Origin of the sequence: Lutibacter sp. Hel_I_33_5 (assembly GCF_007827455.1) — a bacterium.
In the GTDB taxonomy this organism is placed as follows: Bacteria; Bacteroidota; Bacteroidia; order Flavobacteriales; family Flavobacteriaceae; genus Polaribacter.
In genome coordinates, this window is record NZ_VISM01000001.1 from 2294937 (window position 1) to 2309268 (window position 14332).

Here is a 14332-nt window from a genome sequence, read left to right on the forward strand (position 1 = left end):
AGATGAAAAATAAAATATTTAAAAATAGCATTAGAGTTAGTTTCTTATTAATATTTGCACATTTATTTTTGAACTGTGTTTCTAGTAAAAATTTACAGCATAATAATTTAGTACATGATAGAGAAGGTATAGATATTGCAGCAACTAGTCCAGACTCAAGATTGTCTTTTTTTATAAAAAAGACAGCAAATGAGGGTTATTGTTTAGCACCACCACCAGATGCTTTGCTTAACGCTAGTAATGATATTTCTGGTTCAATAAAAACACTAGATAATTCAGATAAGTTTAGTGATAGCAATAGTATTGGTGCTACATTGTTGTCAGGTAGAACACCTTCTGTTTTGATAATTAGAGAATTATTATACAGGGCATGTGAACTTAGTGTTAATCATAGCCTATCAAAGAGTGAGGTAACAAATATTTATAAAACCTTTTTAGAGATGGCAGAAAAAATAACTAAAAACATGCAAAAATCAAATATTTTGCCTACAGATGATAATACAAATAATGATTAACGGAATTATTAATTTAGGTGATTGAGCTATTTCTATTATCTAAATTTAATAATTTTTTTCTGTGTTAAAAGTTAAATTATAACTCATAAAAGGCATTTAAATTTTCCATTAAAAAAAAACTATATACTTTTGCAGGCTCAATACACTATAATATATATGGTGTAAAATTGATAACAGATATCATTTATGGCAAAGAATTTAGTAATAGTTGAATCACCCGCAAAAGCAAAAACAATAGAGAAATTTCTTGGAAAAGATTTTCAAGTAGAGTCTAGTTTTGGTCATATTGCAGATTTACCGTCTAAAGAATTAGGAATAGATGTGGATGGCGATTTTAGCGCAAAATATATTATTTCTGATGATAAAAAACCGGTAGTAAAGAAGTTAAAAGCGCTGGCTAAAAAAGCAGAAATTGTTTGGTTGGCAAGTGATGAGGATCGAGAAGGAGAAGCGATAGCTTGGCATTTAAAAGAACAATTAGGCTTAACGGATGAGAATACTAAACGAATTGTTTTTCATGAAATTACTAAAAACGCAATTTTAAAAGCTGTAGATAATCCAAGAGATATAGATTATAACATGGTAAACGCACAACAAGCACGTAGAGTTTTAGACAGGCTTGTTGGGTACGAATTATCGCCTGTATTATGGCGTAAAGTAAAAGGAGGTTTATCCGCAGGTAGAGTACAATCTGTTGCAGTCCGTTTAATTGTAGAGAAGGAAAGAAGTATTATAGGATTTAATGCAGAAACACATTATAAAGTAGTTGCAGAATTTTCTAATAGCGAAGGGAAAAAATTTAAAGCAACTATTCCAAAAAATTTCGATTCTAAAAAGTCTGCAGAAGATTTTTTAGAATCGTGCTCTAATGCTGATTTTTCAATTGCAGATTTAACAAAAAAACCAGCAAAAAAATCACCAGCTGCTCCGTTTACAACATCAACTTTACAACAAGAAGCATCAAGAAAATTAGGTTTCCCTGTAGGTAAAACTATGCAGGTGGCACAACGTTTATATGAAGCGGGTCTAATTACTTATATGAGAACAGATAGTGTTAATTTATCTGTGGATGCTAGGAATGCTGCCGAAGAAGAAATTACAAGTTATTACGGAGAAGAATATAGTAAACAACGTGTTTTTAAATCGAAGGCAAAAGGTGCTCAAGAAGCGCATGAAGCTATTAGGCCTACAAATATGAAAATGCATTCTATTTCATCTGAATATGATCAAAATAGATTGTACGACTTAATTTGGAAAAGAACATTGGCTTCTCAAATGAGTGATGCGCAATTAGAACGTACAAATGTAAAAATTGATAATTCTGAAAACGAAAAAATCTTCACCGCAAACGGAGAAATGATAAAGTTTGATGGTTTCTTAAAAGTGTATTTAGAAGGAAATGACAATGAAGATGAAGAGCAAGCAGGAATGTTGCCTAATTTAAAAATTGGTCAAAATTTAGATTATAATTTTATCAATGCAACGCAAAGATTTACAAGTCCACCGTATCGTTTTACAGAAGCTTCATTGGTAAAGCAATTAGAAGAGTTAGGTATTGGACGACCATCTACGTATGCACCAACAATTTCTACTGTACAAAGAAGAGGTTATGTAGAAAAAGGTACAAATGAAGGTTTAGAAAGAGAGTATCAACAAATGATATTATCAAATGGAACTGTTAAAAGTCAAATGTTGACAGAGAAAACAGGTTCAGATAAAAATAAATTAATTCCAACTGATATTGGAAATATTGTAAACGACTTTTTAGTTGCTAACTTTTCTAATATTTTGGATTTCGGATTTACTGCTAAAGTGGAAAATTCTTTTGATGATATTTCTGAAGGTAGTGAAGATTGGACAGAAATGATAAAAGGGTTTTATACTAATTTTCATAAAACTGTTGAAGATGTAAAAGAAAATGCAGAAAGAGAAAGTGGAGAGCGAATTTTAGGAAAACACCCAGAATCTGGAAAAACAGTTTTAGTAAGACTTGGTAAATTTGGGCCAATTGCACAAATTGGAGCGCCAGAAGATGAAGATAAGTCTTTTGCAAGTTTAAATAAAGACCAGAATTTAGGAACTATTACTATGAAAGAAGCCTTAGAGCTTTTCTTACTTCCTAAAACTTTAGGTGTTTATGAAGGTGAAGAAGTTATAGTATCTAATGGACGTTTTGGACCGTATATTCGTTTCGGAACCATGTTTGTTTCTCTTGATAGAGGTGAAAACCCTATGGAGGTAGATTTGCCAAGGGCAGAAGAATTAATTGTTGCAAAACAAAAGGCAGATGCACCAATTTATCACTACGAAGAATTACCAGTTCAAAAAGGAGTTGGGCGTTTTGGGCCTTTTATAAAATGGAATTCAATGTTTATCAACGTAAATAAAAAATACGATTTTGATAACCTTTCTGATGACGATATTATTGAATTAATTGAAGTAAAAAAGCAGAAAGAAATAGATAAGGTTATCCATAATTGGGAAGACGTTGGTATTCGTGTAGAAAAGGCACGTTGGGGACGTTTTAACGTTATCAAAGGAAAAATAAAAGTTGAGCTTCCTAAAACAACAAAAATTGAAAAAATGAAGAAAGAAGAAGCTGTGAAATTGATAGAAGCAAAAACACCAAAAAAGAAAACAACAAGAAAAAAAACAGTCAAAAAGAAATAGTTTACTATATTGCATTGTCTGATTTAATAAATTAATGGACTTCCAATTTTTAACCCCTATAAAAGATTCGGTTGTTGCACATTTAGTGCTGCATCCTTCTCATGCGCTTGGTAGTAGCATGAGTCTTCATACTTTACAAGACGGTTTTCCAGATTTAGATACTATTTCCATAGCCATTTTTGGGATAGAAGAAGATAGAAACGCAATCGATAATATGGGTTGTGGAGAAGATTTACATTTAATTCGTAAACAATTATATCAATTATTTCCTGGAAATTGGAAAACAAGCATAGCTGATTTAGGAAATATAGTTAAAGGAAATATGATTGAGGATACTTATTTTGCTGCTAAAAATGTAATTGAAGCACTTTTAAAGAAAAATATAATTCCTGTAATTATTGGAGGTGGGCAAGACTTTACCTATTCAAATTACAAGGCGTATGATGCGTTAGAGCAAACCGTAAATTTGGTTTGTGTAGATAGTCGTTTTGATTTAGGATCATTAGAGGATGAAGTTAATTCTAAATCCTATTTGAGTAAAATTATTATGCAACAGCCTAATAATTTATTTAACTATAGCAATATTGGATATCAAACCTATTTTAATTCTCAAGAAGAAATAGCGTTATTAGAAAATTTATATTTTGATAGCTTTCGATTAGGTGAGGCTAAAAACCTAGAAACAGTTGAGCCAATTTTAAGAGATGCAGACATTGTTAGTATTGATATTGGTGCAGTAAGACAAAGTGAAGCGCCAGCAAATAATAATGCTTCGCCAAACGGATTTTATGGTGAAGAGATTTGTGCTATTGCAAGATATGCTGGGATTAGTGATAAAGTAACATCATTTGGTATTTATGAATACAATGCCAAGCATGATAACAATTACCAAACAGCACATTTAATAGCGCAAATGATTTGGTACTTTATAGAGGGAGTAAATTATAGAGCAAAAGATTATCCTTTTAGTACCAAAGAAAACTATCAAAAATTTACGGTGGTTTTAGAAAATGACGACCCAATAAATTTTTATAAGAGCCATAAAACAGGAAGATGGTGGATAGAGATAAATTTACTAACGGATAATAAATATAAAAGACATGCGTTAATACCATGTACATATAAAGATTACAAAGATGCAGTTGAGCAAGTTATACCAGAAAGATGGTATAAAGGCATGAAAAAAATGATTTAAAACAAGGATTAAATTAGCGTTAAAAAGTGGAAAACTGATTGTTTTTTAATAAAAAAAATGATACGTTTACAGACTTTTTTAGGAAAGATTAGATAATAAATGAAGATAAGAATAATATTATTAGCACTTATTTTAGCAGGTTTTTACAGTTGTGGATCTAATGATAGAGGTGAACTTGTAGGGATAAAAACTAAAGCTAAATGGTTTAAAGAAAAACCATTAGGAATGGTATTAATTCCTGGAGGATCTTTTACAATGGGTAAGCAAGATGAAGATTTAATGGGAACATTAAGTTCTTCCGCTAGAACTGTAACTGTACGTCCTTTTTATATGGATGAAACAGAGATTACCAACAATGAGTATAAAATGTTTGTCCATTGGGTACGAGATTCTATAGTTAGAACAAAGTTAGCGTATCAAGCAGAATTTGCAGAATTAAGTGCTGATGTTGATCCAACAACAGGAGAACCAATTAATAATGGCGGAATACAAGATTACGCATTTTCAACAGCAAAAGATACTACAAGTGCTTACAATAAATATATGCTTGAGAACTATTACGGATTTGGTTCTGGATTAGATTCTTTAAAGCCTTTAGATTGGTCAAACGAAATTATTTGGGATAAACAAGACTATCCAGATGTAGATTATGTAGAGGTAATGGATTCTTTATATGTTAAAAAAGATGAAGCAACTGATGGTATTAGAGTTTTTGATCCTAAACACTTAAATTATAGATACTCTTGGTTTGATGGTAATGCAGCTGTTAAAAAAGGGGGTAATAGAAAAGATTTCTTAAAAGTAGAAATGGTTAATGTATATCCGGATACAACAGTTTGGGTAAAAGATTTTAACTATTCTTATAATGACCCAATGCATCAAGATTATTTTTACCATCAAGCTTATGGAGATTATCCTGTAGTAGGTATTGATTGGCATCAAGCAAAAGCATTTTGTAATTGGAGAACTAAGTATAAAAACGATAAAAATAGAGGTAAGAAAGGTTTTGTTGCTATACCTAAATTTAGATTACCTACAGAAGCAGAATGGGAATATGCTGCTCGTGGAGGTTTAAATTATGCAAAATACCCTTGGGGTGGACCTGGTACAACAAGTGATAGAGGTTGTTTCTTAGCTAACTTTAAACCCGTAAGAGGAGATTATGCTGCAGATGGTGCTTTATATACGGTAGAAAGTAAATCATTTAATGCAAATGACTATGGTTTGTATAATATGGCTGGTAATGTCTCTGAATGGACAAATACAGCATATAATATGGCTTCTTATTTAATGGGATCTACAATGAATCCAAATGTAGAAGATATTAATAATAAAAGAAAAATAATTAGAGGAGGCTCTTGGAAAGATGTTGCATATTTCTTGGAAGTGAGCTCTAGAGATTACGAATATTCAGATACAGCAAGAAGCTATATTGGCTTTAGAACTGTACAAAATTCATTAGGAAAATTTAATCAATAATAATCAAACCCCCAAAAAATTAAAAAATTATGGCACAATCACAAGGAAAAAAGAAAATGATGAATATGGTCTACGGACTAGGAGCAGCAATTGTAATTATTGGAGCTTTATTTAAAATTCAGCATATCTCTATAGGTCCTTTAACAGGAGGATTAATGTTAACAATAGGTTTATTAGTAGAAGCAGCTGTATTTGCTTTTTCAGCATTCGATACTCCAGAAGAAGATTTAGACTGGACAAAAGTATACCCAGAATTAGGAGATAGTAATGAAGAAGCTAGCGGTCCTTCTGGAATGTTATCAAAAAAATTAGATAACTTATTAAAAGAAGCAAATGTAGATAATGAGTTAATGTCTAATTTAGGTAAGAGTATTAATAATTTTACTACCGCAGCAGAAGGATTAAACGTAGCGTCAGAAACTATCTCTGTAACTAATAAGTATAATGATCAAGTTTCTTTAGCAGCTGTACAAATGGAATCTTTAAATGGATTGTATAAAGTACAAATGGAAAACGCAAATAAACAATCTGAATTAAATAGTTCTATGGTAGAGAATTCAGAAAAATTAAAAGAACAAATGGAATCGTTAGCTTCTAGCTTATCTTCTTTAAATGGAGTCTACGGTGGTATGCTTTCAGCAATGTCAAAAAATTAATTAGTTCAATAATAAATAATCTAAAAACTAATTAAATTATGGCATCAGGTAAAGAATCTGCTAGGCAGAAAATGATAAATCTAATGTATCTTGTTTTTATTGCAATGCTTGCAATGAATATGAGTAAGGAAGTACTTTCTGCATTTGGATTTATGAACGAAAGGTTGACAGAGAATAATGCGTCAACAACAGAGAAAAATAATTCAGCATACGATAATTTAGCAACAAAAGCTTCTGAACAAGCAGCTAAGTTTGGTCCTTTAAAAGAACAAGCGGACAAAATTAAAACGTATTCTGCTGACTTTTATTCGTATTTAGAAGACTTAAAAGCAAAAATGACTGCTAAAGTTGAAGATAAGACTGCATATGAATCTATGGATAAAACCGATTTTTTAGATGAATACTTCTTTAAAGGAGATGGTTTTACTCCAGAAGGATCAGAGTTTTTAAATAAAATAAATAGTTATAGAACAAATGTTTCTTCAGTATTAGGAGCAGATAATAAGTTTACACCAATCGTTGCAAAACGTTTTAATACAGATGATATTAATAGAGGAGGAAAGAAAACTCAGAAATGGTTAAAAGCTAGATATGAAGGATTTCCTTTAGTGGCTTCTTTAACTAATTTAACCCAAATGCAAGCAGATATCAAAAACACAGAGAGTGATATTGTTTCAGACTTGTTAGGAGGTAAATTAGAAGAAGCATTATCATTAAGTAACTATCAAGGTATTGTACAGTTAGATAAAACAGCTTATTTTTCTGGAGACAGAGTACAAGGTAAAGTTGTTTTAGGACGTTACGATGCAACTATGGTTCCAGATAAAGTAACGTTAAACGGAAGAAACTATACAAATATAAAAGCAGGTCAAGTAATTATTGATATGCCTGCAGGTAATGTTGGAAATAAAAAGATTAAAGGATCTATTACTTTTACCCAAAATGGTGAGCCAGTAGATGTGCCTTTTTCTAGTGATTTTTCTGTAATCTCACAGCCAGATGAAGCTGTAATTTCTGCAGATAAGATGAATGTGGTGTATAGAGGATTGGATAATCCAATTTCTGTATCACTTCCTGGTGTTGGAGATAAAGATCTAACAGTGTCAGCTTCTGGATTAAGAAAAGTTGGAGCTGGTAAATATATGATTAGACCAGGTGCGTCGAATCAAGTAAATATTAATGTTACTGGTAAATTAAATAGTGGAAAAACAGTTACTTCTAAAAAAGTATTTAGAGTAAAAGATATTCCGCCAGCAATGGGAATGGCGCGTGGAGAGTTTGGTATTGTAAAAATGCCGAAAGCGAGTTTAGGAAGAACTTCTATTGGTGCTGGATTACCAGACTTTGTATTCGATTTAAAATTACAAGTACAAGGGTTTACAGTAAAAGTACCTGGGCAATTAGCAATAAAAGTAGTAGGAAGTAAGTTAAATGCTAGAGCAAAAAGAACATTAGATAAAGCAAGAAGAGGAGATGTAATTACAATTTTTGATATTAAAGCAACAATTGTAGGAAACTCATCTTATCAATTAAAAAAGGTTTTACCTGTTAGTATAGAACTTACTAATTAACAGATTAAAAAAGAGTGAATTATGTATAGGAATCGTTTAATTATCGTTTTAACCGCATTATTAGCAACAAGCTATGTACATGCTCAAGTCAATTTTTTAAACGCAACATCAGTAGATCAAATAGGTAAAAAAACACAAGAGCAAGAAGCTGCAGATAATGATGGTCCACTAGCATATGGTTATGTAGATGATCGAGATATTTTATGGTCTAAAGTAGTTTGGGAATTTATAGATTTAAATCAAAAAATAAATTTACCTTACTATTTCCCTATAGATACTGCAAATATTTCTAACAACAGACGCTCTTTGTTTGATACGCTTTTAAAAGGAGTTAAAACAGGTAAGATTAAAGATGTATATGGCGATTCTTTCTTTAGTACAAAGGTTACTCAAGCAGAATTGGATGAAAAATTATTAGATATTAGAGGAGAGTATAAGGACACATTCCAAATTCAAACCAAAGATATTGAAGGCTATATGATAAAAGGAATGTGGTATTTTGATAAGCGTCAAGGTGAATTAAAATATAGATTAATAGCTTTAGCACCTATGGGTAAAGATGTTTTAACAATTGGAAGAGATGAAATAGAAGAAAAAGACGAATTATATGATTTGTTTTGGATTTTCTATCCATCAGCAAGACAAATTTTACACGAAGCAAGAGTTTTTAACCCTAAAAATTCATCACATCCAATATCATTTGATCACTTGCTAAATGCAAGGCGATTTAGCTCCGTCATCATACAAGAAGAGAATATTTTTGGTAATAGAAAAATATCTGATTACGTCCGCGGGAATTCTTTATTTCAGCTGTTAGAAGCCGATAAAATAAAAGAAGGTATTCGTAATCGAGAAATGGATATGTGGAATTACTAATATAACGGTTCATTTATATATTAAAGCGTTTGCAATTTGCAAACGCTTTTTATTTGGAATAGATTATTTTTGACGAGTGAAAAAAAAGGTAGATTATATAATTGTTGGTTTAGGATTGGCAGGATTAGCTTTTGCTGAAGAATTATCGGAAGCAAATAAGTCTTTTATTGTCTTTGAAGACGATTCTCAAACATCATCTTTAGTGGCAGGAGGTGTTTATAATCCAGTTATTTTAAAACGATTTACTCCAGTTTGGAATGCTAAAGAACAATTAGAAATCGCATTACCCTTTTATGAAAGGTTAGAAAGAAAATTCAATGCAAAGTTCGATGAGAAGTTTCAAATAAAAAAAGTTTTTAAATCTATTGAAGACCAAAATAATTGGTTTGAAGCATCAGATAAGCCATTGTTATCAAACTATCTTAATCCTATAATTGATCATCAGAAAATAGACGGAATTATCGCTGATTTTGGCTTTGGAAATGTAAAAGAAGCTGGAAGAATTGATACTAAAAAGCTAGTAGAAAGATATAGAGAATATTTGCAAAAGGAACATAAAATTATTTTTGAAAAGTTTGATTATGATTTAATTGAGATTGAAGAAAATCAAGTTAATTATAAAGATACCTGTGCAAATAGAATTGTTTTTTGTGAAGGTTTTGGTATCAAACAAAATCCTTTTTTTAATTATTTACCATTAAATGAAGCAAAAGGAGAATTACTAACAATTCATGCTCCAGATTTACAGATTGATTTTTTATTAAAATCGACCTTGTTTGTAATGCCTTTAGGTGATCATCTATATAAAGTAGGTGCCACTTTTAATTGGACAGATAAAACATCAAACCCATCTAAAGAAGGAAAAGAAGAGTTGGTGGAAAAACTAAAGAAGGTAATTACTGTTCCATATACAATTGTTTCACAATCAGCAGGAATTAGACCTACTGTAGCTGGTAGAAGACCTTTGATTGGAATTCATCCTGTTCATGGAAATTTAGTAGTATTAAACGGATTAGGAACTCGAGGAGTAATGATTGCTCCAACAATGGCAAAACAACTTTTTAATCACTTAGAAAAAGGAGGTACACTAGAAACAGAGGTAGATATTAAGCGGTTTGGCTAATTTTTTGTTTTTTATAATTTTTGTCAAAATTAACAAACATATTTATCCAAATTAATCTAGATAACCTTAATGTTATTGGTGTCAATAAAAATGATATGGTGAGAACGGTAATAAAACTATTTAATATAGATAGCTGTAGAATTACTTTAGAAATGATAAAAACCAATACAAAAAGAGCTACCGTAATTCCATAATTTACATACATTGCTCCATAATAAAAAGAAGGCTCTAGCATGTATTTTTGTCCACAGCAAGAACAATTATCATGTAACTTTATAACTTTTTTAGGATTGTAAGTATAACTATATTTAAAGAAAGAAGCGTTTTGGCAACGCGGACATTTGTTTTTTATAAGGCTGTATAATCTTGTTCCTTTTCTTATCATAGCTAGCTGCAAATTTAGTAATTTCGCACCTAAATTTAATAAATTTTATGTTAAACGTACATAATTTGTCAGTATCTTTTATGGGAACTGATCTTTTTAATGGTATTACTTTTAAATTAAATAAAGGTGATAGAATAGGATTGATAGGTAAAAATGGTGCTGGAAAATCTACCTTATTAAAGGTTATTTCTAAAGATATAGAAAGTAGCGGCGGTACTATGGCGTTTGACAAAGATATTAGAATTGGTTTTTTACGTCAGGATATAGATTTTGTACAAGGAAGAACAATTTCAGAAGAAGCATATCAGGCATTTGAGGAAATTAAAGAGATTGAATTAAAACTAGACGAAATTAATACTCAATTAGCTACAAGAACAGATTATGAGAGTGAGGGATACAGTCAGTTAATTGTTGATTTAACAGATTTAACAGAACGATATGAATTACTTGGTGGGTATAATTATCAAGGTGATACAGAAAAAATACTGCAAGGTTTAGGTTTTCAACGTGAAGATTTTGATAAACTTACCGATACTTTTTCTGGTGGTTGGCGTATGCGGATTGAATTGGCGAAATTACTATTGCAAAATAATGATATTTTGTTATTGGATGAACCAACAAATCACTTGGATATAGAGTCTATTATTTGGTTAGAAAATTTCTTAAAAAGTTATTCAGGTGCTATCGTTTTGGTATCACACGATAAAATGTTTTTAGATAATGTTACCAATAGAACTATTGAAATTTCTTTAGGTCAGATTTATGATTATAAAAAACCATACTCTCAATTCTTAGTTTTAAGAGGAGAAATTAAAGAAAAACAATTACAAGCACAAAAGAATCAAGAAAAAGAAATTAAGCAAAAACAACACTTAATTAATAAGTTTAAAGCAAAGGCTAGTAAAGCTTCCATGGCTCAATCTTTAATGAAACAACTTGATAAAGTTGAATTAATTGAAGTGGATCAAGATGATAATGCAACTATGAATGTACGTTTTGCAATTTCTAAAGAGCCAGGAAAAATTATTGTTGAAGCAGAAAATTTAGCTAAAAGTTATGGAGATAAACATGTATTAGAAAATGTTGATTTATTGATTGAACGAAATAGTAAAATTGCTTTTGTAGGTCAGAATGGACAAGGAAAATCAACCTTAGCAAAAATGATGGTTGGTGAGATTCCTTTTGAAGGAAAATTAAAGTTAGGGCATAATGTTGAAGTAGGCTATTTTGCACAAAATCAGTCAGAACATTTACCGCCAAATAAAACGGTTTTGGAGATTATGGAAGATGCTGCGACAGATTCTAACAGAATGCGAGTTAGGGATATGTTAGGGTCGTTTTTGTTTGGAGGTGATGCCGTAGATAAAAAAGCAAAAGTACTTTCTGGTGGTGAAAGAAATAGATTGGCGTTGTGTAAGTTATTATTGCAGCCATTTAACGTTCTTATTATGGATGAGCCAACAAATCACTTAGATATTGCGTCTAAAAACGTTTTAAAAGAAGCGTTAAAACAGTTTAACGGAACATTAATTTTAGTATCACACGATAGAGATTTTTTACAAGGATTAACATCAACTGTTTATGGATTTAAAGATAAAGTCATTAAAGAATATTTAGGTGATATCGATTATTTCTTAGAGCAACATAAAATTGAAAACCTTCGAGAAGCAGAAAAAAGAACGGTTGTTAAGGTTGAAAAAACTTCGGACAAAAAAGAAGCTTATCAATTGTCTAAAGAGCAAGAAAAACAGTTGAAAAAGCTTAAAAATAAATTATCTAATATAGAAACTGAAATAGCTGATTTAGAAGCAGAAATTGCCAAGATAGATTTAGAATTAGCCAATAATTATGATGAAGTTTCTTCGCAACCAGATTTCTTTTCTACTTATAAAGCAAAGAAAACTAAACTAGATACTCTTATGGAAAACTGGGAAAAAGTTGAAGGTGAAGTTTCAAGTTTTTAAGTAGGGTGTCACTTTTTGGCTATTATAAAAATAGATTTAGCAAACAATCTAAATTAACTTTCAGTACTTTTGTGATATAAAATATTTTTAATTGACAGATTCTATTAGCTCTTTTTTTGATCAGGATTTTAAATCCAAAAACCAACAGGTATTTCTTCCAATTTTAGAAGAAAAAAAAGTTGAATTTTTTATAAAAAGAGAAGACGAAATTCATCCTTTTGTTTCTGGTAATAAGTTTAGAAAACTTAAATACAATTTAAAAGAAGCAAAAAAACTTAAAAAAAACACCCTTCTTACTTTTGGAGGCGCATATTCTAATCATATTGTTGCAACAGCAGTTGCCGGAAAATTATCGGGGTTTAAAACCATTGGGATAATTAGAGGAGAAGAATTAGATATTAATCTAAGCAATACATTAGCAACTAATTCAACGCTAAATGAGGCACATAAAAACGGGATGAAATTCTTGTTTGTTCCTAGAGAAGAATACCGCAGAAAAAACACATTTGGTTATATAGAAAAATTAAAAAATAGATTTGGTGATTTTTACCTAATTCCAGAAGGCGGAACAAATTGTTTAGCCGTAGATGGTTGCGAAGAAATTTTAGAAAAAGAAGATAAAAACTTCGATTATGTTTGTAGTGCAGTTGGAACTGGTGGAACAATTTCAGGAATCATTAATTCATCAAAAAAGAAACAAAAAATTCTAGGTTTTCCTGCATTAAAAGGAGGTTTTTTAAGAGATGATATTAATCAATTTGTAAGAGTAAGTGATAATTGGAAACTGATAAAAGACTATCATTTTGAAGGATACGCAAAATATAATGATGAGTTGATACGTTTTATCAATGAATTTAAACAAGAAACCAGTATTCCGTTAGATCCAATTTATACAGGTAAAATGCTTTTCGGAATATTAGATTTAATTAAGAAAGATCATTTTCCAGAGAATAGTAAAATACTTGTAATTCATACTGGAGGTTTGCAAGGAATTACTGGATTTAATGAAAAGTTGAAAAGTAAAAATGAAACATTAATACATATTTAATGAGATTAAAATTAGTGTTTTTTTATGTTTTGTTATCATTTATATTAGTTGGTTGCGGAGCTTCTAAAAAAATAACTAAACCTAAAAAAACTGTTGTTTCTGTAGAACCAAAACCAGTAAAATTACCTTCAGTAAAGCAGCAGAAGCATATTAAAAAGCTTACCAATAAAAACCCTAGACTTAATAAAAACACACTAAATTATATTAAAAAGTATGCATCGTTAGCTGTACATGAAATGCATCTATATAAAATTCCAGCAAGTATTACTTTGGCGCAAGGAGTTTTAGAATCAGGTAGTGGAAGAGGGCAGTTAGCCTCAAAGTCTAACAATCATTTTGGGATAAAATGTCATACTACTTGGCAAGGTGCAAGAGTGTATTATGATGATGATGCAAAAGGCGAATGTTTTAGGAAGTACCAGTATGTAGCTACTTCTTATAGAGATCATTCTAAGTTTTTAAGTGCTAGAAAACGTTATGCTTTTTTATTCAATTTCAGTAGAAAAGATTATAAATCTTGGGCTAGAGGATTAAAAAAAGCGGGATATGCAACCGATAAAAAATATCCTAAAAAACTAATAAAAATTATTAAGGATTATAAGTTATACGAATTTGATAAAATTTCTAAAAGAGATTTTAAGAAATTTACAAAGGAGTCTCCAACATCTGAAGAAAAAAAATCAAATAAAAAATACTACACCATTAAAAAAGGTGATACACTTTATTCTTTAGCTAGAAAGTTTAATTTAACAGTTGCAAAATTAAAATCAATGAATGGTTTAAGAAATAATAGCTTAAGTATTGGTCAGGAATTAAAAGTTAAATAAAAAAGTTCGAAAAACAGAAGTTT

The 14332-nt window shown here is 30.5% G+C and carries 12 protein-coding genes; 11 read left to right on the forward strand and 1 reads right to left on the reverse strand.

The features are described 5' to 3' along the window. The first annotated feature begins 2 nt into the window (after window positions 1-2). From OD91_RS10120 to OD91_RS10155, 8 genes are all read left to right on the forward strand, one after another. Window positions 3-515, forward strand: a complete 513-nt coding sequence (locus tag OD91_RS10120) for a hypothetical protein (RefSeq protein ID WP_144896270.1) — start codon at window positions 3-5, stop codon at window positions 513-515. A gap of 186 nt (window positions 516-701) precedes the next feature. Further along, window positions 702-3185 (forward strand): type I DNA topoisomerase, encoded by a 2484-nt coding sequence (topA, locus tag OD91_RS10125; RefSeq protein ID WP_144896271.1) that lies wholly within the window; start codon window positions 702-704, stop codon window positions 3183-3185. Between the two features lie 34 nt (window positions 3186-3219). Next, window positions 3220-4380: a formimidoylglutamase gene (locus OD91_RS10130; RefSeq protein WP_144896272.1), complete on the forward strand. Its 1161-nt coding sequence runs from the start codon at window positions 3220-3222 to the stop codon at window positions 4378-4380. A gap of 99 nt (window positions 4381-4479) precedes the next feature. After that, window positions 4480-5859: a gliding motility lipoprotein GldK gene (gene gldK / locus OD91_RS10135; RefSeq protein ID WP_144896273.1), complete on the forward strand. Its 1380-nt coding sequence runs from the start codon at window positions 4480-4482 to the stop codon at window positions 5857-5859. A 29-nt stretch (window positions 5860-5888) separates the two neighbouring features. Continuing rightward, window positions 5889-6515: a gliding motility protein GldL gene (gene gldL / locus OD91_RS10140; RefSeq protein ID WP_144896274.1), complete on the forward strand. Its 627-nt coding sequence runs from the start codon at window positions 5889-5891 to the stop codon at window positions 6513-6515. A gap of 38 nt (window positions 6516-6553) precedes the next feature. Then, the gene (gene gldM, locus OD91_RS10145; RefSeq protein WP_144896275.1) at window positions 6554-8086 is read left to right on the forward strand and encodes a gliding motility protein GldM; all 1533 of its coding nucleotides are present in this window, start codon (window positions 6554-6556) and stop codon (window positions 8084-8086) included. A gap of 21 nt (window positions 8087-8107) precedes the next feature. Next, complete coding sequence (gldN, locus tag OD91_RS10150; RefSeq protein ID WP_144896276.1) at window positions 8108-8962, forward strand: gliding motility protein GldN; 855 nt, start codon at window positions 8108-8110, stop codon at window positions 8960-8962. A gap of 76 nt (window positions 8963-9038) precedes the next feature. Continuing rightward, window positions 9039-10085 (forward strand): FAD-binding oxidoreductase, encoded by a 1047-nt coding sequence (locus OD91_RS10155; protein ID WP_144896277.1) that lies wholly within the window; start codon window positions 9039-9041, stop codon window positions 10083-10085. On the opposite strand, the gene OD91_RS10160 is transcribed toward OD91_RS10155, so the two are convergent. After that, a complete protein-coding gene (locus OD91_RS10160) occupies window positions 10069-10470 on the reverse strand; it encodes a DUF983 domain-containing protein (protein WP_144896278.1) in 402 nt (133 codons plus the stop codon). The genes OD91_RS10155 and OD91_RS10160 overlap by 17 nt on opposite strands. 47 nt (window positions 10471-10517) lie before the next feature. Here OD91_RS10160 and OD91_RS10165 point away from each other — a divergent pair, with 47 nt between their 5' ends. From OD91_RS10165 to OD91_RS10175, 3 genes are all read left to right on the forward strand, one after another. Next, window positions 10518-12434: an ABC-F family ATP-binding cassette domain-containing protein gene (locus OD91_RS10165; protein WP_144896279.1), complete on the forward strand. Its 1917-nt coding sequence runs from the start codon at window positions 10518-10520 to the stop codon at window positions 12432-12434. Window positions 12435-12525: 91 nt separating this feature from the next. Then, the gene (locus OD91_RS10170; RefSeq protein WP_370511746.1) at window positions 12526-13482 is read left to right on the forward strand and encodes a 1-aminocyclopropane-1-carboxylate deaminase/D-cysteine desulfhydrase; all 957 of its coding nucleotides are present in this window, start codon (window positions 12526-12528) and stop codon (window positions 13480-13482) included. Further along, window positions 13482-14309, forward strand: coding sequence for a glucosaminidase domain-containing protein (locus tag OD91_RS10175; RefSeq protein ID WP_144896280.1), 828 nt, complete (start codon window positions 13482-13484; stop codon window positions 14307-14309). The genes OD91_RS10170 and OD91_RS10175 overlap by 1 nt, the downstream gene beginning before the upstream one ends. Window positions 14310-14332 lie beyond the last annotated feature (23 nt).

Bases quoted from the DNA above. Each gene is read 5' to 3' on its own strand.
- OD91_RS10120 (WP_144896270.1), top strand. From the start codon at position 3: ATGAAAAATAAAATATTTAAAAATAGCATTAGAGTTAGTTTCTTATTA.
- topA (WP_144896271.1), top strand. From the start codon at position 702: ATGGCAAAGAATTTAGTAATAGTTGAATCACCCGCAAAAGCAAAAACA.
- OD91_RS10130 (WP_144896272.1), top strand. From the start codon at position 3,220: ATGGACTTCCAATTTTTAACCCCTATAAAAGATTCGGTTGTTGCACAT.
- gldK (WP_144896273.1), top strand. From the start codon at position 4,480: ATGAAGATAAGAATAATATTATTAGCACTTATTTTAGCAGGTTTTTAC.
- gldL (WP_144896274.1), top strand. From the start codon at position 5,889: ATGGCACAATCACAAGGAAAAAAGAAAATGATGAATATGGTCTACGGA.
- gldM (WP_144896275.1), top strand. From the start codon at position 6,554: ATGGCATCAGGTAAAGAATCTGCTAGGCAGAAAATGATAAATCTAATG.
- gldN (WP_144896276.1), top strand. From the start codon at position 8,108: ATGTATAGGAATCGTTTAATTATCGTTTTAACCGCATTATTAGCAACA.
- OD91_RS10160 (WP_144896278.1), bottom strand. From the start codon at position 10,470: ATGATAAGAAAAGGAACAAGATTATACAGCCTTATAAAAAACAAATGT.
- OD91_RS10165 (WP_144896279.1), top strand. From the start codon at position 10,518: ATGTTAAACGTACATAATTTGTCAGTATCTTTTATGGGAACTGATCTT.
- OD91_RS10175 (WP_144896280.1), top strand. From the start codon at position 13,482: ATGAGATTAAAATTAGTGTTTTTTTATGTTTTGTTATCATTTATATTA.